The organism is Kitasatospora sp. NPDC059462, from assembly GCF_042749955.1.
GTDB lineage: Bacteria > Actinomycetota > Actinomycetes > Streptomycetales > Streptomycetaceae > Kitasatospora.
Genome location: NZ_JBHYUU010000010.1, coordinates 44,008 through 70,747, shown reverse-complemented (window position 1 = coordinate 70,747; position 26,740 = coordinate 44,008). Strand labels below are relative to the sequence as shown.

The following is a 26,740-nucleotide window of genomic DNA, read 5'->3' as shown; positions in this document are numbered from 1 at the left end:
CGCCGGCGCCGCCCTGGACATCCCGGCCGCACCCGGCCCGCACACCACCCCCGCGCGCGCCCCCCAGGCCGGCCCCCCCCCCGGGGGGGGGCCGCCGGCCGGGGCCGCGGCCCGACCGGCACGCACCGCCGCCGGGCACCGGACGTCGAGGAGAATCCGTGGCACGCCACATCTACGCCTGCCCGCTGCGCTGGTCCGACATGGACGCCTTCGGGCACGTCAACAACGTGGTCTTCCTGCGCTACCTGGAGGAGGCCCGGATCGACTTCATGTTCACCCAGGCCGCCGAGGCCGGGGCCGGCGAGTTCGCGGGCGGCTCGGTGGTGGCCCGCCACGAGATCGACTACAAGCGCCCGCTGGTGCACCGGCCCGAGCCGGTCACCATCGAGACCTGGGTGACCAGGATCGGCGGCGCCTCGCTGACCGTCTCGTACGAGATCAAGGACACCGCCGCGGACGGCACCGAGACCGTCTACGTCCGGGCGTCCACCGTCGTCGTGCCCTACGACCTGGCCGAGGGCCGGCCGCGCCGGATCAGCGCGGTGGAGCGGGAGTTCCTGGCCCGTTTCCTGGACGAGGAGCCGGCCGTCGCGGTCTGACCGCGCCCGCCCCGCCCCCGTACCCGTACGTCCGACCCGTGGGTCCGTTGCCCGGATGTGAGCCGAAGCGTTGAACAGCACCGCCGCCCTCCCCCTCGCCGACACCGGGGAGGCCGCCGACCTGGCCGCCTTCCTGGTCCGCCTGCTGCGCTTCGACAAGGCGGCGGCGGTCCGGTTGCAGGGCGTGCCGCGGCCGGACGGCACCGGTGTGCTGGCCGTCTTCGGACGGCTGCCGCTGGGCGGTTCGGGCGCGCTGGCGGTGCGCACCGCGCGACTGGCGCGGCTCGACGCGCCGTTCGACCTGACCGCCTCGGCCGGGCAGCTGCTGGACGGCGTGGACGCGGCGGCGGACGCCGTCGCGCTGCCCGCCCCGGTCACCGGCCCCTCCTGGGCCGGGCTGCTGCCGCCGCGCACCGGCTGGCAGCCGGTCGGCGCCCCGCCCGCGGCCCGGGTGCGCGAGGAGGTGGCGGCCGCCGTGCGGGAGTTCCGCGAGCGCAGCGAGGCCGTCCCGGAGCACCACCGGACCCGCGCGGTGCTGGACGCGCTGGCCGACGAGATCTGGTCCCGCCCGGTGACGGTGCTGCCCGAACTGCCGCTGCGCGCCGCGCACGCGGCCCAGGTGATCGGCTTCCTGGCCCCGCAGGCCCCGCTGACCGTGCACCGGGCCGGCGGCTGGCTGCGGCTGTCCGCCCCGGCGGGCTCGGTGGCGGTCCGCACGGCGGCCGCGCCCGGCGCGGGCCTCGGCCTCAGCCCGATCGGCTAGTGGCCCGATCGGCCGGCAGCCCGATCGGCCGGTGGCCCGATCGGCCGGCGGCCCGATCGGCCGGCGGCCGGATCCCGCGCCGGCCGCCGGGCAACGCCCCGGTCAGCCCTCGGTGTTGATCATCGACGCGGCGGCGTAGGTGAGGTACTCCCAGAGCCGGCGCTCGGCGTCCTCCGGCAGGCCCAGCTCGTCGAGCGCCACCCGCATGTGCTTCAGCCAGGCGTCGTGCGCCGCCCGGTCCACCTTGAACGGCACGTGCCGCATCCGCAGCCGGGGGTGGCCGCGCTGCTCGCTGTAGGTGCGCGGGCCGCCCCAGTACTGGATCAGGAAGAGTGCGAACCGCTCCTCGGCCGGGCCGAGGTCCTCCTCCGGGTACATCGGCCGGAGCAACTCGTCCTCCGCGACGCCCTGGTAGAACCGGTGGACCAGCCGCCGGAAGGTCGGCTCGCCGCCGACCTGCTCGAAGAAGGTCTCCTCGCTGAGCGTGTCACGCCGGATCTCGTTCACCCGACCATGGTCGCAGACGGCGGCGGGGCCGTACACCGGGACCTGGGGACCAGGTCCGCGGACGTACGACCCCGCGCGGCGGACAGACCCTAGTCCTCCCAGCGGAACAGCTTCCAGGAGATGCCGGTCAGCACGGCGGCGAAGAGCAGCAGCCCGCCCATGGTCGGCAGCGCGTCCATCACGCCGCCGCCCCGGGAGAGCACCGACTGCGCCGAGGTGACCAGGTGCCTCAGCGGCAGCGCCTCGGAGATCGCCCTGAGCCAGCCCGGCATGTCGTCGGTCGGGAAGAACGAGCCCGACAGGAACGACATCGGCAGCACGATGATCTGCGAGAGGCCGTTGGCCGCCTCCTCGGTCTTGGCGATCGAGCCGGCCAGCAGGCCGATCGACATGAAGGCGACGGTCGCGCAGACCACCAGCGGGATCACCAGCCACCAGTCGCCGGTGAGCTTCAGCCCGAAGAACGGCGTGGTGGCCACGACCAGGAAGACCGCGGTCTGGGCGAGCGCGGTCAGCACCGAGACGGCGACCCGGGAGGAGATGATCGACCCGGCGCTCACCGGAGCGAGCCGCAGCCGCCGCAGCACCTTCTTCTTCCGCCAGCCGACCAGGGTCAGCGAGGCGCTGAACACCGCGCCGGTGGCCACCGCCCAGCCCAGCAGGCCGGGGGTGAGGAACTGGATCGGCTTGAGCGCCTCGTCCTCGACCGGGGAGCTCTCCAGGACGAACGTCGGGGGCTTGCCGCTGGCGGCCTGGTTGGCCTGCTGGACGACGGAGTTGACGATGCCCTGGACGGAGCCGGCGCGGACCTGGTCGGCGGCGCTGTAGCGCACCACGACCCTGCCGTCCGGTCCCTCCTTGATCATCGCGTCGAGGTCGCCCTTGCGGACCTTCTCCAGGGCGGCGGCCTCGTCGTCGCTCCTGGTGATGGTCAGCACCTGCTCCAGGCCGGCCCGGGCCTCGCCCCGGACCGAGTCCAGCAGCCGGACGGCGCCGACCTGCTCCACCTTGGCGTGCGGGCTGGAGGCGCCCTTGAGCAGGGTGCCGAACAGCAGCAGGAACATCAGCGGGAAGAGCAGGACGAAGAACAGCGCGGTGCGGTCGCGGACGAAGGCGACCAGCATCACCCGGGAGAGGCTGACGAAGGCGGAGACCCGCTCGCGCTCCTCCGGTGCCCGGGGCGGGCCGCCCGGCGCGGGGGCGGCGGGGGCGGCCGTGGTCGGCTCGGCGCTCATGCGCGGTACTCCCGTCCGGTGAGCTGCAGGAAGACGTCCTCCAGGGTGGCGCCGCGGACTTCGAGACCGCGCAGCGCGCCCTGCTCGGCGAGCACGGCGAGCACCGGCGCGGGCAGGCGGGTGGACAGCTTCAGCGAGACGCCGTCGTCCTCCAGCGAGGTGATCTCCGCCCCGGCGGCGGTGAACAGCTCGCGCGCGGTGTCGAGGGCCAGCAGGCCGGACTCCACGCTGATCCGGACGGTGTCGTCGATCTCGCGGACCAGCGAGGCGGGCGCCCCGGTGCGCAGGATCCGGCCGCGGTCCATCACCGAGACGCGGTCGCAGAGCACCTCGGCCTCGTCGAGGTAGTGCGTGGTCAGCACGACGGTGCGGCCCTCGGCGTTGATGTCGCGCAGCAGGTCCCAGAGGTTGCGGCGGGCCTGCGGGTCGAGGCCGGTGGTCGGCTCGTCCAGGAACACCAGCTCCGGGCCGTGGACCAGGGCGCAGGCGATCGAGAGCCGCTGGGCCTGGCCGCCGGACATCTTGTCGGTCATCACCCCGGCCGACCCGGTCAGGCCGACCCGCTCCAGCATCGCGTCGGCGCGCCTGGGGCCGACGCCGTAGAAGGAGCCGAAGGTGCGGATGGTCTCCCGCGCCGTGAGCTTGTTGAAGAAGGCGGAGGCCTGGAACTGCACGCCGATGCGCGGCAGCAGCTGGGGGTTGCGCGGCCAGGGCGCCATGCCCAGCAGCTCGATCCGGCCCTCGTCGGGCTTGCGGATCCCCTCCAGGATCTCCAGCGTGGTCGTCTTCCCGGCACCGTTCGGGCCGAGGATTCCATAGAATTCGCCGGTCTCGACGGTGAGTGACACCCCGTCGACGGCCTGCACGTCCCCGTACCGCTGACGGATTCCGTCGGCGGATATTGCAGCAGTCATAGGGACTGAGGGTAGGGGCGGCAGGCCGTCGCGGGGAGTTGTCCAACCATCATTTGATGATCATTTTTACAACAGTGCCGAGTGACGGTCCGTCAGGCACGGTGCACGGTGATCGTCGTCCAGGCACCGATGTGGATCCGGTCGCCGTCGCTCAGCGGGATCGCGGTGTGGGGGGCGACCGGCTCCGCGCCGCCGTTCACCGTGGTGCCGTTGGTGGAGTCCTGGTCGACCAGCACCCAGCCGCCGTCCGGCTGCTCGGCCAGCAGGGCGTGCTGGTGCGAGGCGCCCGGGTCCTCCGGCGCGACCGAGAGGTCGATCTCCGGCACCGTGCCGCGGTGCTGGCTGCGCCGTCCGATCCGCAGCTGGCCGCGCCCGGTCAGCGGGATCCGCCGCTCGGGGCAGTATGGCGGGAAGAACAGGCCGGCCGCCTCCGGACCGCTGCGGGCCATCATCGCGGTGAAGTACTCGCGGTCGGCGGCGATCACCGCGAACCAGGTGGTCCGCACCGGCTCGGCGGGCGGGCCCTGCGGGGGCACCGGCGGGGCCAGGTGGAACGAGGTGCCGAACTCGTCGCCGCGCCGGGCCGGACCGGGCTGGGCGTAGACCGGGCCGGAGTCCTCGCGCGGCTGCGGCGCGCCGTACGGCCCGTCGGGCCGCGGCTGGGCCTGGCCGGGGGCGGGCAGCGGGGCCGGCGGCGCGGCCTGCTGGGCGTGGGCCGGCGGCGGGTAGCCGTAGCCGGAGGGCTCGGCGGACTGCGGCGGCAGCGGCGGGGCCTCGCCCGGGTACGGCGCGTGGTGCAGGCCCTGGGGCGGGCCCTGGTGGTGGCCGTGCTGCGGGGCGGCCGGGGCCTCCGGAGCACCGCCGTACGCCGCCGGGATGTTCAGCGGGGCGGGCGCGGGCTGCGGGGCCGGGGCGGGCGGGAAGGGCTGCGGGGCGCGCTGCGGGGCCGAGAGGTCGTAGTCGTAGCCGCACTCCTCGCAGAACCGTCCGGTCTGCGGGCTGCGGCAGATCGGGCAGACCGCCAGGCCCTCGGTGAGGTCGGGGAAGCCCTGCGGGGGCGGGGGAACGGCCCCGGGCGGCGGGAGCGCGCCGGGGGGGAGCGTCGCACCGTACGGTGCGCCGGGAGCGGCGGGCGCGCCGTGCGCCCCCGGGTGCCCGGGCGCGCCGGGCGGCGGTGGCGGCAGCGGCTGCGGCGGTGTCATCGGAAAACCGCAGAAGTCGCACCAGTCCTCGGCCTGCGACTCATGGCCCCTCGGGCAGATCGGCATCAGGTCCCCCCTCAATTCCAGCCCGGCCGGGGCTGAGCCCGGCCGGTTCGCGGCCCGGTCGGCGCTTCGGCGGTCACTTCTTCACGCGGACGGTCTTGGTCGACCGGGTCTCGACGATCATCGAGTCGGCCTCGCTCACGTTCTTACGGAACCGAACGGTACCCTCCCTCGGGTCCACCACGTCCACCACCTTCTGCAGCAGCCGGAAGGTGCCCTCGTTGCCGGTCTCGTGCGCGATCCGCACGGCGGCCCCGAGCCTCGCGGTGGCCCGGTGGACGTCCCCGGCGCGGTGGGCCTCCATGCCCTCCCGGACGGCCGCGGCGAGCTCCGCCTGGCCGGTGTAGTGGGCGACCTGCGGGCTGATCCGGGTGGACGAGGCGAGGTCGTCCGTCCAGACCGCCTTGACCAGGCCCTGCGACAGCACCTCGGGCGTCCCCCCGGCGACCGACGGCGGCAGGACCAGGCTCACCCGGGCGGCCAGCATCTCGTTGCCGACGGCGGCGGAGGGCACCTCCACGCAGACGTGGTAGTCGCGGCTCTCGTCGCCCCACGAGCCGGTCGGGTAGTCGCCGGCCCGCGGCCCGGCCTCGGAGCGGCGGTCGGTGAGGTCCTCCAGCGCGGGGGCGACCTGCTTGACGAACTTGACCACCGCGTTGGCCGGCGTCCAGATCCGCAGCGCGACGTCGGCGATCTGCTTGCCCATCGCGCCGGCCATCATCGAGCGGAAGTCCTCCGCCAGTCCGGCCGGCTCGGGGACGATGTCGACGGTGCCGAGCAGCGCGGAGGCGATCTTGCGCAGCTCCTCCACCCGCCAGTCGGTGCCCACGCCGCGGCAGTCGGCGGTGAAGTGGCCGGTGACCCGGCCGATCGCGCGCTCCAGGTCGGCGGCGGTCTCGTGCTCGTTGTTGCCGTCGGTCAGCAGGATGGCGTGCCGGATCGGGATGTCGGCGCGGGTGAGGAAGAGCTGGTCGGCCTTGGTGAGCCAGCTGCCCATGGCGGTGCCGCCGGCCGCGGTGAGCCGGCGCAACGACTCCTTGGCCCGGGCCCGGGTGTCCGCCGAGGCGACGGCGAGGGTGCCGTCGCCGGGGAAGATCTCGCGGGCCTCGTGGGTGCCGGCGACCACGGCGAAGGCGACGCCGTCGCGGATGGTGTCGATGGCGGCGGCGGTGGCCTCGCGGGCGCCGCGCAGCTTGCTCGACGGGTAGTCCATCGAACCGGAGCAGTCCACCAGGAGGACCACGGCGGCGGACTGCCCGGCGCCGCCCGGTGCCGCGTCGGTGACGCCGAGCGGCCGCCCGCCGGAGGTGCCGCCGCCGGTCGCGGTCACGGTGACGATGGCGTTCACCTCGCGGGCGCCGTCCGCGAGGTACTCGTTCTGGAAGATCTCCACGTCGAACCTGGGCAGGTTCGGCTTCGCCAGTGTTGCCATGGGCCGGTGGCTCCCGTCGGGTGGTCGGTTGGTGCGGGGGCTGCTGTGCGCGGCGGCCGGGTGGCCGTCCGGTGGGCGGAGCGTGCTGGGCGGAACGCGGTGGGCGGACGGGCGGTGGGCGGACGGGCGGGGCGCGGTGGGGGCGGACGCGGTGGCGGCCGGGGCGGAGCGTGGTGGGGCCCGCGCCCGGGCGGGCGCGGGCCCCGGGGACCGGCCGGGTCAGCGGGCCGGGGGCACGGTCGGACGGGGCGGGACGGCGGGCGGCGGCGGGACCGCCGGCAGCGGGGGCAGCGGGGCGGCGGGGGAGCCGATCACCGGGATGTCCGGCAGGGTCGGCTCGTACTCCTCCTCGTCGTCCGCCGCGCCGGCCGCGGCCGGGCCGCCCGCGGTGACCAGCGGCAGGTCGAGGGCGGTGGCGGTCCGGGCGTCCTCGTCCGCGGCCGGCGGCGGGTCGATCGGCAGCACGGCGACGGTGATGTTGTCGTGGCCGCCGGCCGCGACGGCGAACTTCACCAGCTCCTGTGCGGCGGCCAGGGGTTCGGTGCGGGCGTCCGGACGCACGTGGTACGCCAGGTCGGTGGCGGCCTCGGCGTAGTTCCACAGCCCGTCGGTGCAGACCAGCAGCACCCCGGGGTAGTGCGGGGTGAAGCCGATGACGTGCGGCACGACCTCCTCGGCGTCCGCGCCCAGCCAGCCGGTGATGGCGTGGGCACGCGGGTCCGCGTACGCCTCGGCCTCGTCCATCAGCCCGGCCTCGACCATCCGGGCGGCCCAGGAGTCGTCCTGGGTGAGCCGGAACGGCACGGCGGCGGCCCGGTCGTCGGGGATCCAGTAGGCGCGGGTGTCGCCGACCCAGCCGATGGTGATCCGGCCGCCGGACGCGATGGCGCTGACGTAGGTGCAGGCGGGCGCGTTGACGTCGGGCCGGCTCGGGCGGGTGCCGTCGGTGGCGAGCGCGGCCACCGCGTCGGCCGCGTCGGCGACCGCCCGGCGCATGGCGTCGGTCGGGTCGGTGCCCGCCTCCAGCGAGCTGAGCAGCGACTCCGAGGCGGCGTCGACCGCGGTCTCGGAGGCCTGGTCGGGCCGGTCGGAGGAGGAGACGCCGTCGCAGACCACGGCCACCACGACCGGCTCGCCGCCGGGCAGCGAACTGGCGGCGACGGTGAAGGAGTCCTCGTTGCGGTGGTGGCGCACCCCGCGGTCGCTGACCCCGGCGACGCCGGCCAGCGCCTTCTCCATGTGGTCGCGCGGCCGCGGCTGGGCGCGGCCGCAGGCCTCGCAGTAGCCGTCGGCGGTCACCTGGTGGAGCCCGCAGTGCGCGCAGGCGGTCGTGCCCGGCGCGCCCTGGCCGCCCTGGGCCGGGACGGCGGGCGTGTTGGGCAGGGTCGGCGGGTGGTCGTCGTCGGCACCGGCCCGGGCGGCGGACCAGCCGGCCGGCATCGCGCCGGGGGCGGGCCGGCCGTCCCGGCTCGCCCCGCAGGAGCCGCAGAAGACGTCCTCCGGGTCCATCGGCTCGGCACAGCTCTGGCACACGGTCTGCTGCGGCATCTGTTACACCCACGTCCTGGGACGGGCCCGGTTGGCCCGCTCCACCATCTCGATCCTTGTTTCGGCCCGGTCGGCCAACCGGGCGAGTACCCGGTAGGACTGCTCCAGGGCGAACCGCAGTTCCCTTTCCACCGCGGGCCGTCCCAGCACGCTGACCCCGCCGGCCGTCCCGCCGGGGGATCCGGCGGTCACCCAGCCGAGCGCCGCGCCGAGCACCTCGACGGCGAGTTCCTCGCGGCGGCGGTCGTCCAGGCGCAGCGCGGTCAGCTGCTCGGAGCTCGCGCCGAGATCGGCGCCGAGCGGGTCGGTGGGGGGCCGCTCGCGCAGCCGGGCCCGGACGGCGGCGATCCGGGCGGCGGTGTACTGGCTGGAGGTGGCCGGGACGGACTCCAGGACGGCGACCGCGCCGGCCCGGTCGTCGCCGGCGAGCCGGACCCGGGCCAGCCCGAAGGCGGCGCTCAGGTAGCTCTGGTCGGTGCTCCACACCAGACGGTAGAACTCGGCCGCGTCGCCGCCGTCGCCGAGGAGTTCGGCGCAGGCGGCGAGGGCCAGCTTGGGGGCGGCCTCGCCGGGGAAGGCGTCGTAGACGGCGTCGAAGGCCTCGGCGGCGGCGCGCAGCGCCTGCTCGCGCGCGCCCGCCTCCGGGGCGGGGTCCGGGCCGTCCTGCGGCTCGGCGGCGGCCAGCGAGGCCAGGCCCCGGTACCAGACCACCCGCCAGTCGTCCGGGTGGTCCTGCTCCAGTGCGGTGAGCGCCTCGGCGGCCTGCCGCGCGCTGCCGAGTTCGAGCAGCGCGCGCAGCGCCCGCAGCCGGCGCTCGATCGAGTCGGCCGGGGCGCCGTCCAGTGCGGCCAGCGCCTCCTGCGGGTCGGTGGCGAGCAGGGTGGCGAGGAAGCCGGCGTTGGGGTCGGTGGGGTCGATCCGGGGGACGGGCAGGGCGAGCGCGGTGGCGCGCGGGTCGACGGCGGCCAGCCGCAGTTCGCCGGGCCATTCGGTGGGGGCCACCAACTCGGTGTCGACGACGCGAAGTTCGGGGCCGAACAGGGTGGAGGGCGCGGGCCGGGCCCGGCCGTCCTGGAGCGCCAGCACCTCGCGCAGCACACCGGTGAGCTGGTCGGCCATCTCCTCGGCGGAGGCGAACCGGCGGGCGGGGTCGGGGTCGGTGGCGCGCACCAGCAGCCGGTAGTAGGACTCGTAGGCGGCGAAGGCGGGCACGGACTCCGGGCCGGGCAGGGTGTCCCGGTAGGTGGTGGAGTAGCCCTGGAAGTCGAAGCTGAGGACGGCGAGGGTGCGGGCCACCGTGTAGAGGTCGGAGGCGGGGGAGGGGCCGTCGGTGGCGATCTCCGGCGCCTGGTAGCCGATGGTGCCGTAGATCGGGCCCTCGTCCTCGAACCGGCGGACGGCGCCCATGTCGATGATCTTGAGGGTGTCGCCGCTCTGGATCACGTTGTCGATCTTGAAGTCGCAGTAGACCAGGCCCCGCTGGTGCAGGTAGCCCAGCGCGGGCAGCGCCTCCAGCGCGTAGGCGATCGCCTGCTCGACCGGCAGCGGGTCGCGGCGGTTGTCCGGGGTGCGGCGCTCGTTGGCGATGTCCTTGAGCGACTTGCCGCCGACGTACTCCATCACGATGTAGCCGTCGGTGGCGCCGGTCCGCAGGTCCGGGTGCTCGGCGAAGTTGATGATGCGCACGATGCTCGGGTGGTCCACCTCGGCCAGGAACCGGCGCTCGGCGACGGCCACCGCGAGCGCGTCCTCGTCCCCGGTGTCGAGCAGGCCCTTGAGCACCACCCACTTGTCGTTGACCCGCCGGTCCACTGCCAGGTAGATCCAGCCGAGGCCGCCGTGGGCCAGGCAGCCCACCACCTCGTACTGGCCGCCGACCAGGTCGCCCCGGCGCAGCTTGGGGGTGAAGGAGTACGGGGTGCCGCACTTGGTGCAGAAGCCCTCCGGGCGGCCCGGCGTGCCGTTGCGCTCGCGGCCCACCGGGGCGTCGCACTTGGAGCAGTACCGCTTGCGCTCCGGCACCTCCGGGTTCTCCAGCACCGCCGCGGCCGGGTCGGCGGCCGGGACGCTGGGCACCGTCACCAGGCCGGCGCCGAGGCGGTGGCGGTTGGCGGTGGCGCTGCCGCGGCTGCTGCGCACCGAGACCGAGCGGCCGCTGCCGGTGCGGGTCGAGCGGTGCGAGCGGGAGCGGCCGGACAGCGAACGGGCCGAGGCGCTGCGGGCCGAGGAGCGGGCCGATCCGGTGTCCGGGTCGAACACGATCTCCAGGGTGGAGGTGTACGCCGTGGAGCCGGACGTCGGGGCGCCGCCGGCCGGGGCCCCCGGTCCGGGCGGGGTGAGGCCGCACTCGTCGCAGTAGCCGTCGGTGTCGATCGTCCCGGCGCAGTCGCGCGGGCAGGGGGAGCCCGCGCCCGCCGGGGCGGACGGCGTCGGTCCGGTGACGCCCGTCCCGGTGGCGCGCGCTCCGGTGCCGCTCGTCTCGGTGGCGCTCGCCCCGGTGCCGCTCGCTCCGGTGGCGCCCGTCCCGCCGGTGGTCCGCACCGACGAGGTGCCCTCCGGCGCGAGCCCGCACTCGTCGCAGTAGCCGTCCGCGTCGATCGTCCCGGTGCCGCCGCACTCCGGCCGCCCGCACGTCTCGCCCATCACCCTCGGCCCCCCTCTACCCGTCCGTCGACAGCCTGTCCGTCGACCGGCTCCCCGCCGGCCCACGCCCCGCCCTGCTCCGCCCCGCCCGGCGCGATGCCGCCCCCCGTGCTCCCGTCGGGCTCCGCCGCCGGGCGCAGCGCCTGCTGGAAGCGGGCCACCGCGGCGGCCGCCGCCCGCAGGTCGCACGGCGCGCTCCACAGCAGCCAGCGCGCCTTCTCGTACCGCTCCACCACCTCCGGGTCCTCGGCCATCCGCAACCGGGCCGCCATCGCCTTGTACGCGTCCAGGCGCCCGCGCAGTTCGGCCCGGACGGCCAGCGGCTGGGTCACCTCGGTCAGCGACTGCCGGGCCCGGGCCAGCTCCTTGGCCGCCGCGTCCTCCAGCGCGTCCAGCAGCGGCGCCAGCCGGTACCACTGCCCGCTCTGCCGCAGGTCCAGGGCCACCACGATCCGTTCGCGCAGCGCCGAGGCCGGGCCGGGGACGGCCGGCACCTCGGTGGCGGCGATCTTCGCCAGCACCTCGCCGCGCGCCCGGCGGGCCTCGGCCAGCGTGGCGTCGGCCCGCTGCAGCAGGTCCCCGACGCCCTGCAGGCGCTCCTCGGCGTCGTCGCGCAGCCGCAGCAGGTTCTCCAGCTCCAGCCGGACGTCGTCCAGCGCCCGTCCGGCCAGGTCGAAGCGTTCGGTGTCCACCACCCCGGACGGCGTGGCGAGCGCGCCGCCGTCCGGCACCGTGCCGCGCTGCGCGGGGACGCGGGCGGGCCGCCAGAGCGCCAGCGGGTCGCTGCGCACCTCGGTCCGCAGACCGCCGAGGTCGGCGTCCAGCGCGTCCAGGTCGTCGCCGAGCGGGTGGGTGCCGGAGCGCACGCCGAGCGAGGCCGCCAGGGTCTGCACCCGGCGCAGTTCGGCGATCAGCAGGTCGATCCGGGCGGGCAGCGCCGTCCAGACCGCGTCGGCCGCCGCGACCACCTCCAGGACGGTGGCGTACCAGGCGTTCATCCGGTCCATCAGCCCGTCCAGGCTGACCCGTTCGACCAGCCGGGCGGGTGCGCCGAGGCGCTGCGGGCCGTCCGGCGCGCCGCCGGGCACGGTGACCGCGTCGCCGGTCAGCAGCTCGCTCAGCTCGGCGAGTTCGGGTGCGCCGGGCCTGGCCTTGCGGGCCCGCACCGCGCGGGCCGAGGCGAGCGCCTCGGAGTAGCGGTCGAACAGCGCCCAGAGCAGCGGCACGCCCTGCCCGGCGACGGCCCAGCGCTCCTGGGTCCGCCCGGCCAGCGCCGCGCCGTCGAGCAGGCGCAGGCCCGGGTGGTCCTGGAGGGAGAGCAGCGCCGACTCGACCGCGTCGCGTTCCGCGCCGAGGCGCGCCAGCGCGCGGTCCACCTCCTCCCGGCTCAGGACCGGGCCGGCCGAAGCCGCCATCGCTCTCTCCCCTCCTCCGCCCGCTCCGCTCGCTCCACCTGCACCGTTCCGCGTCCCCGGGGACCGCTGCCGGCCCCGGCGGGGGCCGCCGGACAGACCCTAACGCGTGCCCCCGCCCGTGCGGCCGTCACCGCGGTGTCGGCCAGTGCCGGTCGGCGTCGTCCAGCAGGTACGGCTTGAGCCAGGTGTCGTACGCGCGGCGCCAGGCGCCACCGTTGTAGTAGTCGTTGAGCACCTGGTTCACCCGGGCCGTCAGATCGGTGCTGCCCTTCAGCATCGCCACGCCCATCACGCCCGGGCGCACCTCGCCGTCCAGCACCTTGACGGTCTGGTCCTGCGCCGCCTGGCCGGCCGCCAGGCCGTCGTCGGTCATCGTCGCGTCGACCTTGCCGAGCTGCATCAGCACCAGGCAGTCCAGGTTGTTCTCCACCGGGACGAGCTTCTTGAGCGGCCGGGTCTTCAGCTCCTCCAGGGCGGAGGAGCCGGTCGCCGCGCACGCGGTGGTGCCGTTCAGCGCCTCGTCGAGGCTCCTGGCCGGCGAGGTCCGGGGCACCAGGACCCGCTGGCTGGTGGTGAAGTAGGGCCGGGAGAAGGCGATCTCCTCCAGCCGTTCGCAGGTGATCGACATGGTGCGGACGATGATGTCGACCCGGCCCTCCTTGATGTACTTGATCCGGTCGGCGGTCGGCACCGCCTTGAACACCACCTTCTCCGGGTCGCCCATGATCGCGGTGCCGATCGCCCGCGCGAGGTCGATGTCGAAGCCCTCCAACTGGCCGTTGTTGGGGTTGCGCGAGCCCCACCGGTAGCTGTTCAGGTCGATGCCGACGACCAGGCTGCGGCGGGCCTTGATGGCCTGCACCGCCGCGCCGTCGACGCTGCTCGGCGGGACGCTCCGGTAGAGGTCGCAGGGCTCCGCCTGCCCGGACTGTTCCGCCTGCCCGGACTGCTCGGCCCCCTCCTGCTCGGCCGCCAGCGGCAGCTGCGCCGGTGCTCCGGCCCCGGCGCCGCCGTGCGGTCCGCCCGCGCCGAGCACCAGCGCGCCGGAGGCCAGCAGCGCCAGCGCCGCCGCCGTCCGGGCCGCGCGCAGCACCGCGGTGCGGCCCCGTCCCCGGTCCGTGATCGTGCCCATCCGCTCCGTCCCCCCTCTACCGGTACTCGGCCAGTCGGCGGCCGAGGCCGCCCAGCGCCGCGGCGGCGGCCACCAGGCCGAGCGCCGCGACGCCCGCCGCCGCGGTGCGCAGGTCCTTGTCGACGCCCAGCGCCGCCTCCCGGAAGCGGCCCTCCTCCAGCACGGCGGCCTGCGCCAACTGCCGGTCGGCGGAGCTGAACGAGGCGTCGGCGGTGTTCGGCACGTCCGCCTCCCGGGCCGTCACGGTGGCGTCCAGCGCGGCCTGGTAGTCGCCCTGGTTCTCCAGCGCGCCGGCCGCGGTGTGCCGCTGGTTCCACTGCTCGTAGTCGCGCAGCGCCTGGTCGACCGTGGCGCGGGCGTCCGCCGGTGCCAGCGCCTGGGCCTGGGCCAGGGTGCCGGTCGGCGCGCCGCCGTCGGGGCGGGTCCAGAGGTGGCCGGTGCTCGTCGACCACAGCTTGGCGTAGGTGGTGCTGGAGCCGCGCGACACGTAGTGCAGGTTCTCCGCCAGCCGGGCGGTCAGCACGTCCACCCGGGCGGCGTTGAGGGCCCGCAGCGGCGCGCCCCCCTCGCGCTCGCCGCGTTCGAGCGCCGAGCCGGCGCCGGTCGCGCTCACCGTCAGCCAGAGCACCGCGGCCAGGACGGAGGCGGTGGCGGCGAGCAGCCCGATGTTGAAGACCCGGTTGGTCCGCCGGAACAGCGCCAGCTGCACCCAGGCCAGGGCCAGCAGCGCCACCAGGCCCAGCGCGTAGCCGGCCCACGGGGTGGCCCGGGCCCGCGCCAGGTCGTCGGCCAGCACCTCGTTCTGGGCGGCCGACAGCCGGGCGGCGGCCGGCAGCAGTTCGGTGCGCATCTGCTCGGAGGCGTACCGCTGGTAGGCGCCGCCGAGCGGGAAGCCCTGGCGGTTGTTGGCCCGGGCGCTCTCCACCAGCCCCGCGTAGACCGGCACCTTCTGGTTGAGCGAGGAGAGCAGCTCCTGGAGGTCCGAGGAGGCGGTGGTGCGGGCGGCGGCCTCGGAGATCAGCTGGGAGGCCGTCCTGAGGTCCTGCTCGTAGCGCTCCCGCACGGCCCGCGGTTCGGCGCCCGCCAGCAGGAAACCGCTCGCCGCGGTGGCGTCCGCGTCGGCCAGCGAGCGGTTGATGTCGGCGGCGGCCTGGCTGAGCGGCTGGCTGGAGCCGACCACCCGCTCGGCCGCCGCGGCCCGGGAGTTCAGCTGGACGGCGGTCAGCGCGCCGAACGCGAGGGCCAGCACGGCGAGCAGCGCCCCGGCGAGCCGCAGCCGCCCCGGCGCCGTCCGGGCGGCCCGTCCCAGCCGGGTGACGGGCCCGGGCCGCGGGGCCACCGCCGCCCCCGTGCCGCCGGACCGCGGCGCGGGCACCCGCGGCCCCTCGATACGCACCGGTGTCGCCACCAGCATCCCCCTCCCCAGTGGCCCGCCCTCCGTCTCCGGGGCCCGGCCGTTGCCAGCAGTATGGCCGTCACTCCCGGCGGCCACACCCGAGTTGCGCGGATCTTGAGCTCTGCTTGCCCGCGGTGCTCCGCGGCTTCCCGTCCGTCCCGGCCCGGTCCGCCCCCGAGGCGCGGGCGGGCGGCGAACGGGTCGACGCGGCACGCACCCTACGCGGTTCCCGGGCGTAGCGGAGGGTCCGGGTCCGTTTGCGCGGGTGACTCCCCGGCGCGGGCGGTTCGTGCGCCGGTGCGACGGCCGGGGCCTCCGTACGATGGCGGCATGCGCCTTCTGGGAACGATCTCCGCCGACCGACCGCTGCTCGTCGTCGCCGTCCGGGAGGAGGCCGCCCATCTCGGCGACCACCTGCCGGTGCTGCTGACCGGCATCGGCAAGGTCAACGCCGCCGCCGCGCTGGCCACCGTCCTCGCCGGGGGCCCGCACCCCTCCGAGGTCGTCAACCTCGGGACCGCCGGGGCCCTGCGCCCCGGTTGGGAGGGCACCCACACCGTCACCCAGGTGATCCAGCACGACCTGGACACCCCGACCCTCCAGGCCCTCACCGGCCGCGTCTACGGCGCCCCGCTGGTCGTCGGCAAGGGCGACGGCCCGGTGCTGGCCACCGGTGACCTGTTCGTCTCCGACGCGGCCGCCCGCGACCGCCTGGCCGGGCACGCCGACCTGGTCGACATGGAGGGCTACGCCGTCGCCACCGTCGCCCACCGGGCCGGTCTGCCGGTCCGGCTGGTCAAGCACGTCAGCGACGAGGCGGGCGACGGCGCCGGGCACACCTGGCGGGAGAGCGTCGACGACTGCGCCCGCCACCTCGCCGACTGGCTGCACGGCCAGGGCTGGTGACGGTACGTCTGTTTGAGGACGGTGGTTAAGGTGGCGCAATGACCGACTCCACCGCCGCGAGCGGGCGGGGTGACCTGCGCCCGCCGGGGATCAACGCCGACGAGTACAGCACCCTGCTCACCATCCTCGACTACCTGCGCGAGAGCGTGATCGCCAAGACCGACGGGCTCGGTGACGAGGAAGCCCGGCGGCCCGGCGTCGCCTCCGGCACCAGCCTGCTCTGGCTGGTGCGCCACCTCACCGCCGTCGAACTCAACTGGTTCCTCTGGGCCTACCGGGGCGACGACGTCGAGCCGTGGGACGACGACGCGCCCTCGCCGGGCGACGAGACGGTGGCGGAGTCGGTCGCCGCGTACCGGGCGGCGATCGCCCGCACCAATGCGGTGATCGCCTCGGCGGCCGACTGTCTCGACCGCCCGGGCGCACGCTCGCTCCGGCCCAACTCCGAAGCGCCGTCGATGCGTTGGCTGCTGGTGCACATGATCGAGGAGACCGGCCGGCACGCCGGTCACGCCGACATCCTGCGCGAGCGGCTGGACGGCGCGGTCGGTCGCTGACGGGGCGGGGCGTGCGGCCGGCCGACGATCAGTGGAATACTCCCCCGCGCAGTACCCGGCGCCGCTCCGGCGGCGCCGGGTGTTTTTCATACAGGGGGAACAGAACTTCATGTCATCGACTGACAGAAATGTTGGCCGGCGCCGCACCGTGCGCACCGCCAGGACGGCCCTCGGGGCCTCGGCGCTCGCGCTCGCGCTGGTCACCACCGCGGCCTGCGGGCCGGACAACAGCTCGGCCGACTCGGCCGTCACCGCGGCAGCGGGTCCGGCCGGGGGGCCGAACCTGGGACTGCCCGCCAACCTCGACGATCTGAAGAAGTGGAAGTTCGAGGACTGGGAGAAGTGGGCGAAGGACTACGCCCTCCCGGCCGCCGCCAAGGGCTTCTGGACGCTGGACAAGCTGCTCAAGGCCAAGCCCACGGAGCCCCTCGCACCGCCGGCCCCGCCCACGGCCGCACCGCCGGCCCCGCCCGCGCAGCCGTCGCAGGCCCCGGCGCAGCCCAGCCCGCCCGGTGCGCCGTCCGCGCCGTCCACCGCGACCGGCAAGCCGCCGGCCGGACAGCCGACCCAGCCGGGGCACCCGACGCCGCCGCCCGCGGCGCCCAAGCCGTCCAACACCCAGCAGCCGGCCTCGCAGGCCCCGGCCCCGCCGGCCCAGCCGCCCGCGCAGCCGACCCAGGCCCCGGCCCCGCCCAGCCAGGCCCCGGCCCAGCCGTCGCAGGCGCCGGCCCAGCCCGGCCAGCCGTCGCAGGCCCCGGCGCAGCCGCCGGCCCCGCCCGCGCAGCCCGCCGACAACGGCAACGACCCGCTGCCCAGGACCGTCAACGCCCAGCCGCTGCCGCACCCGTACGCCAAGCCCGGCGTGCACGGCAAGCTGTTCGCGGACGCCCCCGGCAGCGGCGCCGACGCGGCCGCCGGCCTGAGCCACTACCAGTGCTCCGCCACGGTGGTCGCCGATCCGGCCCACCCCGGCAAGAGCAACCTGGTGTGGACCGCCGGTCACTGCGTCCACCAGGGCAAGGGCGGTTCGTACTACAGCAACATCTCCTTCATCCCGGCCTTCAACAGCACCGGCGCGCTGAGCGGCGGCAAGCAGGCCGAGGAGGCCCAGTACGCGCCGTTCGGCGTCTGGAACGCCACCCAGGCGGTGACTTCCCCGCAGTGGAAGGCCGAGGGCGGCGACGGCGGCTCCCCGGCCACCCACTACGACTTCGCGATCATCCGGGTGCAGCCCGCCGACGGCGGCAAGTCGCTGGAGGAGGCGGTCGGCGGCGCGCTGCCGGTCTGGTTCAACGCCCCGCGCGACCAGCTGAGCATCACCGAGTTCGGCTACCCGGCGGCCCCGCCGTACGACGGCATGGAGCTCAACCGCTGCGAGAGCGGCAAGCCGACCCGGCTCTCCTACGACCCGGCCCGCCCGCCGATGCTCACCATCGGCTGCACCATGACCGGCGGTTCCAGCGGCGGCGGCTGGCTGGCGGTGAAGGACGGCAAGCCGGCGCTGGTCAGCAACGTCTCGGTCGGCAAGCACACCGGCGACCCGAAGTTCCAGGCCGGCCCGTACCTGGACGACGTCGCGGCCGGCGCGTACGACTTCATCTCCAAGAAGGGCTGACGCCCTCCCGGCACGGCCGTCCCCGCGCACCCCTGCGGGGCGCGGGGGCGGCCGCCCGGGGTGGGCGCGGCGTAACACTAAAACACAAACAGCGGCGCGCCCCCCCCCCCCCCCCCCCCCCCCCCCCCCCCCCGGGGGGGGGGGGGGCCCGGCCGCCGTGCTGGCTCAGTCCGCGAACGCCGCCAGGTCGAGCGCGGCCAGCCGCTCCGGGTCGCTGAGCACGTCGATCGCCACGATCACGCCGTCCAGCACGGTGAACGCCATCACCGACACCGCCCGGCCGTGGGCGCCGATGACGACCACCCCCGCCGCGCCGTTGACCAGTGCCGGGCGCGCGTACGGCGACAGACCGCGGAACATGACCGCCTGCCCCGCGACCGTCCGGGCCCCCCGCAGCACCACCGGACGCCGCTCCCGGCCGACGTCGCCGTCCGCCCGCAGCACCACCTCCGGGTCCAGCACGGCGAGCAGCGCGTCGAGGTCCCCGGTGCGGGTGGCGGCGAAGAACGCGTCGACGGCCACCCGCTGGCGGGCGAGGTCCCGGTCCGGCGCGGGCGCCCGGCCCTGCACCTTGCGGCGGGCCCGGCTGGCCAGCTGACGGGTCGCGGCCGCCGTCTTCTCGATCAGCGGGGCGATCTCCTCGAACGGCACGGCGAACATGTCGTGCAGCACGAAGGAGACCCGCTCGGCGGGGGAGAGCGACTCCAGGACGACCATCAGCGCCAGCCCCACCGAGTCGGCGAGCAGCACCTCCTGCTCCGGGTCCGGCGCGTCCGCCCGCGCGATCAGCGGGTCCGGTATCCGCGGCGGCGGCTCGGCGCCGGCGGTCTCGGTGCGCGACTCGAAGGACTCCTCGCGGCGCTGCGCCCGCGCGCGCAGCTGGGTGAGGCAGAGCCGCCCGATCACCGTGGTCAGCCAGCCGCCGAGGTTCTCCACCCCGGAGGTGTCCGTGCGGTCGTAGCGCAGCCAGGTGTCCTGGACGGCGTCCTCCGCCTCGGCGAGCGAGCCCAGCATCCGGTAGGCCACCGCCCGCAGGTGCGGACGGTGCGCCTCGAACAGCTCCGCGGCCTGGGAGGATCCGGCGGATCCGGCGGTCAGAATTTTCTCGTCCACCCGTGTCACATTCCTTCGTCGCCGTCAGTCAAAGCTCCGGAACCACGAAACCTAGCGGCTCCACCGGAGGCCAGGCTTCCGGCCGACGAAGGAGAGACCACCATGACGAACCCGACCAGCCAGGCGAACCCGGGCAGCCCGGTCACCGCCCCCGTCCTGGTGACCGGCGGCACCGGCACCCTCGGCCGGCACGTGGTGCCGCTGCTGCGCGCGGCGGGCCGGGAGGTCCGGGTGCTCACCCGCAACCCCCGCCCGGCCGCCGACGGCGTCCGCCACCTGGCCGGCGACCTGATGACGGGGGAGGGCGTGGACGCGGCGGTGGCCGGCGCCGAGGTGGTGCTGCACCTGGCCGGTGACGCCAAGCACGACGAGGCCACCACCCGCACCCTGGTCGCCGCCGCCCGCCGGGCCGGGGTGCGGCACATCGTCTACATCTCGGTGATCGCCGCCGACCGGGTGCCGCTCGGCTACTTCCGGGCCAAGCACGCCGCCGAGCAGGCCGTCGCCGGCTCGGGCGTCCCGTTCACCACGCTGCGCGCCGCCCAGTTCCACGACCTCGCGCTCAAGACGGCGGCCGCGATGGCCAAGCTGCCCGTCGTCCCGGCGGTCAACGGCATCCGCTGGGAGCCGGTGGACGCCCGGGACGTCGCCGAGCGGCTGGTCGAACTGGCCCTGGAGGCGCCCGCCGGGCTCGTCACCGACCTCGCCGGCCCGGCGGTGCGCACCCTGGGCGACCTGACCCGCGACTACCTGGCGGCCGCCGGCAAGCGCCGTCCGATGCTGCCGCTGCGCGCCCCCGGCAAGGTGGGCCGCTGCTACCGGGAGGGCGTCAACCTGGCCGGGCCCGGGGCCGACCGGGGCGCCCGCAGCTGGGAGGCGTTCCTCGCCGGGACCTTCCCGGCGGGGGCCGCGGCGGGCGCCGCCGGCCGGGTCAGGACCAGCTGACGGTGGCCGGCTCGCCGGTCTTCGCCGCCGTCACCACGGCCTCGGTGGTGACCACCTTGGCGAACCGCATCGCGTGCAGCACCGTCCGGGTGGCGCGGGCGAGTTCGGCGGCGGGGACGGTCACGCCGTCCGGGCCGGTCTGGTCGAAGGCGTGCATGGCGTCGACCGGGAAGACCGCGTCGTAGCCGAGGTTGCCGGCCATCCGCGCGGTGGTCTCGTTGCAGACGTTGGTGATGATCCCGGTGATGACGACCTGCCGGGCACCCCGCTCCTGGAGCCAGGCGTGCAGGTCCGGGGTGCCGTAGAAGGCGCTGTTCACGGTCTTGGTGACGTGCAGGTCGGGCGTGACCGCGGCCACGAAGTCCTTCAGCTCGTAGCCGGGCGTGCCCTTCGCGAGCGGGCCCGCCGCGGACGCGTGCTGGACGGTCACGACCGGCCGTCCGGTGGCCTGCCACACGTCGATCAGCTCGCCGATCCGCTGCTCGGCCGCGGGGTTGTCGCGCTCGCCCCAGAACGCGGAGTCCTCGAAGCCCTTCTGGACGTCGATGACGACCAGAACGGCGTCGGAGTCGATGGTGAGCGGGGCGTCGAGGACGCTGGTGTTCGTCATGCGTCCATCCTGCGGCGGGCCCGGACGGCGCGGTGAGCGGCAGTGGAGCCACCCATCGATACGATCCTGCCACTACCATGGCGCCCCATGCGGACGGTGGGGTGCGTGATCTTCGACGGTGTCCGGCCCTTCGACTACGCCGTGATCGGCGAGGTCTGGGCCAACCGGGGGAGCCGCCCCGGCCTGCCCCCGTTCGAGCTGCGGATCTGCGGACCGGAGGGCGCCCGGGTCCGCTTCGACGGCGGGCTGGAGCGCGTCCCGGACTTCGGGCTGGACGCGCTGGCCGGCTGCGACCTGGTCGTCGTGCCCGGCATGCAGCGACCCGACGAACCGGCCGACCCCGCCGTCCTCGCCGCCCTGCGCACCGTCCACGCGCGGGGCATCGCCCTCGCCTCGCTCTGCGCGGGCGCCTTCCTGCTCGCCGAGGCCGGCCTCCTCGACGGCCGCCCCGCCACCACCCACTGGGCCTTCACCGACGAACTGGCCCGCCGCTTCCCGGCGGTGGACGTCCGCCCGGAGGTGCTGTTCACCGGCGAGGGCGGGCTCTGGACCTCGGCCGGGGTGGCGGCCGGCATCGACCTCTGCCTGCACCTGGTCCGCGCCGCCCACGGCGAGCGGGCGGCCGCCGCGATCGCCCGCGCCATGGTCACCGCGCCCTTCCGCTCCGGCGGCCAGGCCCAGTTCATCCCCTCCCCGGTCCCGCAGCCCACCGAGTCCGACGACCCCCTCACCCGCGTCCGCACCGAGGTCCTGGCCGCCCTCGACACGCCCTGGACCGTGCGCCGGATGGCCGCCCTCGCCGTGATGTCCGAACGGACCTTCGCCCGCCACTTCAACGCCACCACCGGCACCACCCCGCTGCGCTGGCTCCTCGACCAGCGCATCCTCACCGCCCAGCGCCTCCTGGAGGACACCGACCTGCCCGTCGACACCGTCGCCGCCCGCTGCGGCTTCTCCTCCGCCGTCTCGCTGCGCCCGCCCTTCACCGCCCGCCTCGGCGTCCCGCCCCGCGAGTACCGCCGCACCTTCCGGGGGCGTGACGCGGGCTGACCCGGGCGGATGCGGGCGGATGCAGGGTGCGCGTGCCGGGCACCCCGCCCCGGCCCGATACCCTTGGGTTTCATGACCACCGAGGTATCCCGTCCCGTCCGCGTCCGTTTCGCTCCGAGCCCCACCGGCATGTTCCACGTCGGCGGTGCCCGCTCGGCGCTGTACAACTGGGCGACGGCACGACAGCAGGGCGGTGTCTTCGTCCTGCGGATCGAGGACACCGACGCGGCCCGCAACAAGCCCGAGTGGACCGACGGCATCATCAGTGCCCTCGCCGCGATCGGCATCCACGAGGGGGATCCGGGCTTCGAGGGCCCGTACTTCCAGTCCGCCAACGCCGCCAGCCACCGCGCCGCCGCCGAGAAGCTGTACGCCGCCGGCCGGGCCTACTACTGCGACTGCACCCGCGAGCAGGTCGCCGAGCGCTCCGGCTCCGCCCAGACCGGCTACGACGGCTTCTGCCGCGAGCGGGGCCTGGAGTACGCCGAGGGCCGCGCGCTGCGCTTCCGCACCCCGGACGAGGGCACCACCGTCGTGGTGGACCTCATCCGCGGCGAGCCGGCCTTCCCGAACTCCGCGATCGAGGACTTCGTGGTCGCCCGCGGCGACGGCAGCCCGGTGTTCCTGCTGGCCAACGTGGTCGACGACCTGGAGCAGGGCGTCACGGAGGTCATCCGCGGCGAGGAGCACCTCTCGAACACCCCGAAGCAGCAGCTGCTGTGGGAGGCGCTCGGCGCCACCCCGCCGGTCTGGGCGCACCTGCCGGTGATCGTCAACGAGAAGCGGCAGAAGCTGTCCAAGCGCCGCGACAAGGTGGCGCTGGAGGACTACCTGGCCGAGGGCTACCTGCCCGAGGCGATGGTCAACTACCTGATGCTGCTGGGCTGGGGCCCGAAGGACGACGTCGAGATCCGTCCGTACGCCGAGCTGGAGCAGCTGTTCCGGGTGTCGGACGTGAACGCCGCCTCCGCCTTCTTCGACGTGCAGAAGCTGCGCTCGTTCAACGGCGAGTACATCCGCGCCCTGTCGGTGGACGCCTTCATCGCCGCCTGCGCCCCGTACCTGGCCGCCGACCGTGCGCCGTGGGCCGCCGAGGCCTTCGACGAGAAGGCCTTCGCCGAGCTGGCGCCGCTCGCGCAGTCCCGGATCGCGGTGCTGGGCGAGATCGTCGAGCAGGTCGACTTCCTGTTCCTGGCCGAGCCGGTCCAGGACGAGCAGTCGTGGGCGAAGGCCATGAAGAACAAGGACGTCGCGCTGGCCCTGCTGCGCACCGCCCGGGAGAAGCTCGCCGCGGTCGAGGCCTTCGAGGCCGCCGCACTGAAGGACGAGCTGGAGGCCGTGGCCGCCGAGCACGGGCTGAAGCTGGGCAAGGCGCAGGCGCCGATCCGGGTCGCGGTCACCGGCCGCACGGTGGGCCTGCCGCTGTTCGAGTCGCTGGAGGTGCTGGGCCGCGAGCGGACCCTGGCCCGCCTGGACGCGGCGGCGGAGCGTCTGGCCGCCTGACGGCAGTGCCTCTCCGAGGGCCGTACCCCGCCGCTGCGGGGTACGGCCCTCGGGCGTTTCCGGCGCGGAATTGACCCATGATTCTGCTCCGGAAATGCCCCTCACCCCCGGTCTCCATCCTCCCTAGAGTGATCATCAGAAGGTCACGGCAGGGGAGCCGGGACCGCCCGAGACCGGGGAGAACCACCATGAACGCCCGCCCGCAGAAGCCGCTGCTGACCCGCGCCGCCACCGCCGAGACCACCAGCGACCCGAGCAGCGTGATGACCCTGCTCGCCGACTGCGGCACCGACGGCAGCCCGGTCACCAGCTACCGTTCCACCTTCGCCGAGGGCGCCGTCGGTGCCCCGGCCCACTTCCACACCCGGGCCTCCGAGCTGTTCTTCGTGATCGGTGGCTCGCTCCAGGTCCTGCTGGACGACAAGGTCGAGCTCCTCGGCGCCGGCGACCTCCTGCTCGTCCCCCCGCACACCCCGCACGCCTTCGCCGCCGCCCCCGGCCGCGAGGCCGACGTCCTGTTCGTCTTCACCCCGGGCATGCCGCGCTTCGACTACCTGCGCCTCCTCGGCCGCGTGATGCGGGGGGAGGCGAGCCCCCAGGAGATCAAGGACTCCTCCGAGCTGTACGACAACCACTACGTCGACAGCCCCCTGTGGCGCGCCACCCTGGAGGCGGCGGCCGGTGCCGTCGCGTGAGGCCGGCGCGGTTGCGTAGGAAGTCGGACTGGCCGACTTCCTGCGCGGCGGGTCCTACCTGATCTGCACGGAGGAGCCGAACTCCTGGGTCGTCCCGCCGCCGGGGGGAACGACCGCGATCACGTTGCCGGTACAGTTCGGGCCGCTGTACACGAGGGCGTACCCGTCGGTTTCGTTGAACACGATGAGCGGGGAGATCGTCGAGTTGTAGCAGCCGCTGGGGTTGGTGATGACCGTGTCCGGCGCGATGACGAGTTCTCCGGTGGCGGCGAGGGCTGTGGTGGGCAGGGCGAGGGCCACGGTCCCGGCGGCGAGGGTGCCGAGAACGGCCGTGAGACGTCGCACGGATGACTCCTTGGGGGTCGGGGGATCAGGGGCGGACGTGCCCCGAACACAACCTCTCCGCCCGTAGGAGCGGCCGCAATCCGCGCGCGCCGAGCGGGTGATCTGTGTGCGCACGAATGGGTGTGGGCGGCTATCGGCTGTGGAGGTGGGTGTCCGGGAAGTCGGCGGGCGCGCGCAGGACGAGCGCGGAGAGCGTGGACCAGTACGCCGACACGCCGGTCACCACGATGCAGCCGGTCTCATGGGGGAGCCGGGGGAGGTGGGCGCTGAAGCAGTCCTGGTGATGGTGGGCGTGCACGGGGATGAGGAGCGAGTCGAGGCTGATGTCCCGGCCGAGGTAGGGAAGTTGGTCGGTGACGCCCTCGGCGGACCGCCCGCTGTTGACCATGAAGTTGAGTAACTCATTGGTCGGCTCGGCGAGTTGCAGGACGGTCGAGACCGTGCCCACCGGCTCGCCGTCCGGCAGGTGGTAGCCGACATCGATCTGGTAGAGGAAGTCGTTGAAGGAATGGCGGCCCATGGCGACGGGCCAGTCGGCGGGCGCGTCCCGCAGGACGGCCACCGGCTCGCCGAACGCCAGCGCGGTCTCCCGGTCGGTGGGGAAGTGGAAGTCCTTCGGTGTCATGCCACGGAACAACGTTGTCTCCTAAGGGAGTTGGGCGCCCGAAGAAGTACACCATGCCAGGTCGGCGGTGTGGTCGCCCTGGGTCAGGCCGGGGCGAGCTTCGGGGTGCTGTCGAGGCTGAGATCGGTGAAGTCGGGGGTGGGGGCGATGAGGGCCCAGACGAACTTGCCGATGCCGCCGGCGCGGGGGCGGCAGCCCCAACGTTCGGCGAGCTCGTCGACGAGGAAGAGGCCGCGGCCGTGCTCGTCGTCAGGAGAGGCCGGGGGTCGGAGGGTGGGGCGGCCGGTGCCGGCGTCGTGGACCTCGACGCGGAGGCGGCCGGCGGTGACGGCGAACCGGATCTCGATGAGGCGGTCCGGTGGCGCGTCGCCGTGCCGGACGGCGTTGGCGAAGAGTTCTCCGAGGATCAACTCGCCGACGTCGGAGAAGCGTTCGCCCTGCGGCATCCCGGCGAGATAGGCGCGGAGGATGGTGCGGGCGAGGGGGGTGGATTCGGTCCGAGGGATGAGTCGGGTGGCGAACTCGCGCGGCCGGCGACAGGGCATGGGGACCTCCGGGGATGAGGGGGGATTGCGAACGGGCGCGCGAAATGGGGCGCGGGAATCACGCTGTGCAAGCGAATAACTCCGTTCCGAGATCAATCATCGGCTTTCGGAGGTACGGTGACGACCAAATCGCCGTGCGGGGTGTGTGCGGCACGTGAGGGGAGCGGTCATGGCACACCGGAGGATCAAGCGGGGGCCGACGGCGAGCTCGGCCGTGATGTTCGGCGAGGAGCTGCGGTTCTATCGGGAGCTGGCCGGCTACACCCAGGAGGAGTTGGCCAAACTCCTGCACTGCGACCGCACCGTGCTGACGCGCTGCGAGAGCGGCAAGCGCCGGATGCAGCCCGAGATGGTCGAGGATGCGGACCGGCTGCTGGACACGGGCGGCTCACTGAAGCGGCTGTGGGACCGGGTGGACTGGAATGCGGGGATCGAGCATCCGGACTGGTTCCAGGATCACGCGGAGATGGAGGCCGAGGCGGTCGCGCTACGATTGGTCCAATACTCCGTCATGCATGGCCTGTTGCAGTGCCCCGAGTATGCGAGAGCCATCTTCGAGGCCAGTGATGCGGCGGGCAATTCCGTGCTGATCGAAGAACGCACGGCGGCTCGCCTGGGTCGACAGAGGCGTTTCCTCGACCCTGTAGGCCCGTTGGTGGTGGCCATTCTTGATGAGAGCGCCATCCGTACGGTTTACGGGGGGCCTCGGGTGATGCGGCGCCAGATGGAACACCTTCTGACTGTGGCCAGGTTGCCCAACATCGTCATCCAGGTGGCGCCGTTCGCCGATCGGCGGACGATCATCGACAAGTCCATGGTTCTGCTGGAGATGCCGGACGGCCAGCACTGGGTCTACTCGGAGAGCCTCGATCGCGGCCATCCGAGCAACGTTCCGGCCGTCGTGTCGGGTCATCAGCGCAGCTATGATCGCCTCCGCGGGGAAGTGCTCTCGACGGACGACTCGCTCGCGCTGATTGCCGAGGCGCTGGAAGGGTTCAGAAATGAAGAGGAACGTGCTCGCCGACGCAGAGTGGATCAAGAGCAGCTACAGCGGCGGCAACGGGGGCGACTGTGTCGAGGTAGCTCTCGCGTCCTCTACCCCCGGCGTCGTTCCGGTGCGTGACTCCAAGGACCCCTCCGGTCCAGTCCTCCTCTTCCCCGCCGCCTCCTGGCAGGCCTTCCTCACCTCCCTCCGGGACGGCTCCCTCCCCGTTGGTTAGGAGCACCCCCGGGGGTGGGCTACTATTTACCCATCACCCAGTTGCGCGGGTGGCGGAATAGGCAGACGCGCTGGATTCAGGTTCCAGTGCCCGAAAGGGCGTGGGGGTTCAACTCCCCCCTCGCGCACACAGAGAACAGCCGGTCGATCCTCGGATCGACCG

The 26,740-nt window shown here is 74.6% G+C and carries 26 protein-coding genes and 1 tRNA gene; 12 read left to right on the top strand and 15 right to left on the bottom strand.

Annotated elements, in window-relative coordinates; all coding sequences use genetic code 11:
• Positions 1-158: 158 nt before the first annotated feature.
• Together ACFXAM_RS05075 and ACFXAM_RS05070 are read left to right on the top strand one after the other, a co-directional pair.
• Positions 159-599 carry an acyl-CoA thioesterase gene (locus tag ACFXAM_RS05075; protein ID WP_380287613.1) on the top strand — a complete coding sequence of 147 codons (441 nt, stop codon included), beginning with the start codon at positions 159-161 and terminating at the stop codon, positions 597-599.
• A 70-nt stretch (positions 600-669) separates the two neighbouring features.
• Entirely contained in the window at positions 670-1,362 is a 693-nt protein-coding gene (locus ACFXAM_RS05070; RefSeq protein ID WP_380287612.1) for a hypothetical protein, read from the top strand.
• Between the two features lie 102 nt (positions 1,363-1,464).
• Here ACFXAM_RS05070 and ACFXAM_RS05065 read toward each other — a convergent pair whose 3' ends face one another.
• The 10 genes from ACFXAM_RS05065 to ACFXAM_RS05020 all read right to left on the bottom strand — a co-directional run bounded on the left by ACFXAM_RS05065 (position 1,465) and on the right by ACFXAM_RS05020 (position 14,828).
• Positions 1,465-1,869, bottom strand: a complete 405-nt coding sequence (locus tag ACFXAM_RS05065; RefSeq protein ID WP_380287611.1) for a globin — start codon at positions 1,867-1,869, stop codon at positions 1,465-1,467.
• Between the two features lie 89 nt (positions 1,870-1,958).
• The gene (locus tag ACFXAM_RS05060) at positions 1,959-3,104 is read right to left on the bottom strand and encodes an ABC transporter permease (RefSeq protein WP_380287610.1); all 1,146 of its coding nucleotides are present in this window, start codon (positions 3,102-3,104) and stop codon (positions 1,959-1,961) included.
• Positions 3,101-4,018, bottom strand: a complete 918-nt coding sequence (locus tag ACFXAM_RS05055) for an ATP-binding cassette domain-containing protein (RefSeq protein WP_380287609.1) — start codon at positions 4,016-4,018, stop codon at positions 3,101-3,103. Before ACFXAM_RS05055 ends, ACFXAM_RS05060 begins: the two co-directional genes overlap by 4 nt.
• A 92-nt stretch (positions 4,019-4,110) precedes the next feature.
• Complete coding sequence (locus ACFXAM_RS05050) at positions 4,111-5,220, bottom strand: FHA domain-containing protein (RefSeq protein WP_380287608.1); 1,110 nt, start codon at positions 5,218-5,220, stop codon at positions 4,111-4,113.
• Positions 5,221-5,359: 139 nt separating this feature from the next.
• Entirely contained in the window at positions 5,360-6,715 is a 1,356-nt protein-coding gene (locus ACFXAM_RS05045; RefSeq protein WP_380287607.1) for a VWA domain-containing protein, read from the bottom strand.
• Positions 6,716-6,934: 219 nt separating this feature from the next.
• Positions 6,935-8,263, bottom strand: coding sequence for a PP2C family protein-serine/threonine phosphatase (locus ACFXAM_RS05040; RefSeq protein WP_380287606.1), 1,329 nt, complete (start codon positions 8,261-8,263; stop codon positions 6,935-6,937).
• Positions 8,264-8,266: 3 nt separating this feature from the next.
• Positions 8,267-10,906, bottom strand: coding sequence for a tetratricopeptide repeat protein (locus ACFXAM_RS05035; protein ID WP_380287605.1), 2,640 nt, complete (start codon positions 10,904-10,906; stop codon positions 8,267-8,269).
• Positions 10,906-12,321: a hypothetical protein gene (locus ACFXAM_RS05030; RefSeq protein WP_380287604.1), complete on the bottom strand. Its 1,416-nt coding sequence runs from the start codon at positions 12,319-12,321 to the stop codon at positions 10,906-10,908. Before ACFXAM_RS05030 ends, ACFXAM_RS05035 begins: the two co-directional genes overlap by 1 nt.
• A 127-nt stretch (positions 12,322-12,448) precedes the next feature.
• Positions 12,449-13,453: a glutamate ABC transporter substrate-binding protein gene (locus ACFXAM_RS05025; protein WP_380287603.1), complete on the bottom strand. Its 1,005-nt coding sequence runs from the start codon at positions 13,451-13,453 to the stop codon at positions 12,449-12,451.
• Positions 13,454-13,469: 16 nt separating this feature from the next.
• Positions 13,470-14,828, bottom strand: a complete 1,359-nt coding sequence (locus tag ACFXAM_RS05020) for a hypothetical protein (protein ID WP_380287602.1) — start codon at positions 14,826-14,828, stop codon at positions 13,470-13,472.
• 351 nt (positions 14,829-15,179) lie between these two features.
• Here ACFXAM_RS05020 and ACFXAM_RS05015 point away from each other — a divergent pair, with 351 nt between their 5' ends.
• The 3 genes from ACFXAM_RS05015 (at position 15,180) to ACFXAM_RS05005 (ending at position 17,927) form a co-directional block, all read left to right on the top strand.
• Positions 15,180-15,755 (top strand): nucleosidase, encoded by a 576-nt coding sequence (locus ACFXAM_RS05015; protein WP_380287601.1) that lies wholly within the window; start codon positions 15,180-15,182, stop codon positions 15,753-15,755.
• A 38-nt stretch (positions 15,756-15,793) separates the two neighbouring features.
• Positions 15,794-16,312, top strand: coding sequence for a DinB family protein (locus tag ACFXAM_RS05010; protein WP_380287600.1), 519 nt, complete (start codon positions 15,794-15,796; stop codon positions 16,310-16,312).
• Positions 16,313-16,421: 109 nt separating this feature from the next.
• The gene (locus ACFXAM_RS05005) at positions 16,422-17,927 is read left to right on the top strand and encodes a trypsin-like serine peptidase (RefSeq protein ID WP_380287599.1); all 1,506 of its coding nucleotides are present in this window, start codon (positions 16,422-16,424) and stop codon (positions 17,925-17,927) included.
• Between the two features lie 165 nt (positions 17,928-18,092).
• On the opposite strand, the gene ACFXAM_RS05000 is transcribed toward ACFXAM_RS05005, so the two are convergent.
• On the bottom strand, positions 18,093-19,040 hold the full coding sequence (locus ACFXAM_RS05000) for a sigma-70 family RNA polymerase sigma factor (protein WP_380287598.1): 948 nt from the start codon (positions 19,038-19,040) through the stop codon (positions 18,093-18,095).
• Positions 19,041-19,142: 102 nt separating this feature from the next.
• Here ACFXAM_RS05000 and ACFXAM_RS04995 point away from each other — a divergent pair, with 102 nt between their 5' ends.
• Positions 19,143-19,985 (top strand): SDR family oxidoreductase, encoded by an 843-nt coding sequence (locus ACFXAM_RS04995; RefSeq protein ID WP_380287597.1) that lies wholly within the window; start codon positions 19,143-19,145, stop codon positions 19,983-19,985.
• Here ACFXAM_RS04995 and ACFXAM_RS04990 read toward each other — a convergent pair.
• Positions 19,972-20,595: a cysteine hydrolase family protein gene (locus tag ACFXAM_RS04990; RefSeq protein ID WP_380287596.1), complete on the bottom strand. Its 624-nt coding sequence runs from the start codon at positions 20,593-20,595 to the stop codon at positions 19,972-19,974. The two genes, ACFXAM_RS04995 and ACFXAM_RS04990, sit on opposite strands and share 14 nt — an antisense overlap.
• Before the next feature lie 87 nt (positions 20,596-20,682).
• Here ACFXAM_RS04990 and ACFXAM_RS04985 point away from each other — a divergent pair, with 87 nt between their 5' ends.
• From ACFXAM_RS04985 to ACFXAM_RS04975, 3 genes are all read left to right on the top strand, one after another.
• Positions 20,683-21,645: a GlxA family transcriptional regulator gene (locus tag ACFXAM_RS04985; RefSeq protein WP_380287595.1), complete on the top strand. Its 963-nt coding sequence runs from the start codon at positions 20,683-20,685 to the stop codon at positions 21,643-21,645.
• 129 nt (positions 21,646-21,774) lie between these two features.
• Entirely contained in the window at positions 21,775-23,148 is a 1,374-nt protein-coding gene (gltX, locus tag ACFXAM_RS04980; RefSeq protein WP_380287634.1) for a glutamate--tRNA ligase, read from the top strand.
• 188 nt (positions 23,149-23,336) lie between these two features.
• Positions 23,337-23,843, top strand: a complete 507-nt coding sequence (locus ACFXAM_RS04975) for a cupin domain-containing protein (RefSeq protein WP_380287594.1) — start codon at positions 23,337-23,339, stop codon at positions 23,841-23,843.
• Between the two features lie 54 nt (positions 23,844-23,897).
• Here the strand turns inward: ACFXAM_RS04975 and ACFXAM_RS04970 are convergent, their stop codons facing one another.
• The 3 genes from ACFXAM_RS04970 to ACFXAM_RS04960 form a co-directional block, all read right to left on the bottom strand.
• The gene (locus ACFXAM_RS04970; RefSeq protein WP_380287593.1) at positions 23,898-24,188 is read right to left on the bottom strand and encodes a hypothetical protein; all 291 of its coding nucleotides are present in this window, start codon (positions 24,186-24,188) and stop codon (positions 23,898-23,900) included.
• 130 nt (positions 24,189-24,318) lie between these two features.
• Entirely contained in the window at positions 24,319-24,813 is a 495-nt protein-coding gene (locus ACFXAM_RS04965; RefSeq protein ID WP_380287592.1) for a hypothetical protein, read from the bottom strand.
• A gap of 83 nt (positions 24,814-24,896) precedes the next feature.
• Positions 24,897-25,358: an ATP-binding protein gene (locus ACFXAM_RS04960; protein ID WP_380287591.1), complete on the bottom strand. Its 462-nt coding sequence runs from the start codon at positions 25,356-25,358 to the stop codon at positions 24,897-24,899.
• Between the two features lie 169 nt (positions 25,359-25,527).
• Between ACFXAM_RS04960 and ACFXAM_RS04955 the strand changes: the two genes are divergently transcribed.
• From ACFXAM_RS04955 to ACFXAM_RS04945, 3 genes are all read left to right on the top strand, one after another.
• Positions 25,528-26,481: a helix-turn-helix domain-containing protein gene (locus ACFXAM_RS04955; RefSeq protein ID WP_380287590.1), complete on the top strand. Its 954-nt coding sequence runs from the start codon at positions 25,528-25,530 to the stop codon at positions 26,479-26,481.
• On the top strand, positions 26,393-26,578 hold the full coding sequence (locus ACFXAM_RS04950; RefSeq protein ID WP_380287633.1) for a DUF397 domain-containing protein: 186 nt from the start codon (positions 26,393-26,395) through the stop codon (positions 26,576-26,578). Before ACFXAM_RS04955 ends, ACFXAM_RS04950 begins: the two co-directional genes overlap by 89 nt.
• Before the next feature lie 43 nt (positions 26,579-26,621).
• Positions 26,622-26,705 (top strand) — tRNA-Leu (locus ACFXAM_RS04945).
• The last annotated feature ends 35 nt before the right edge of the window (positions 26,706-26,740 follow it).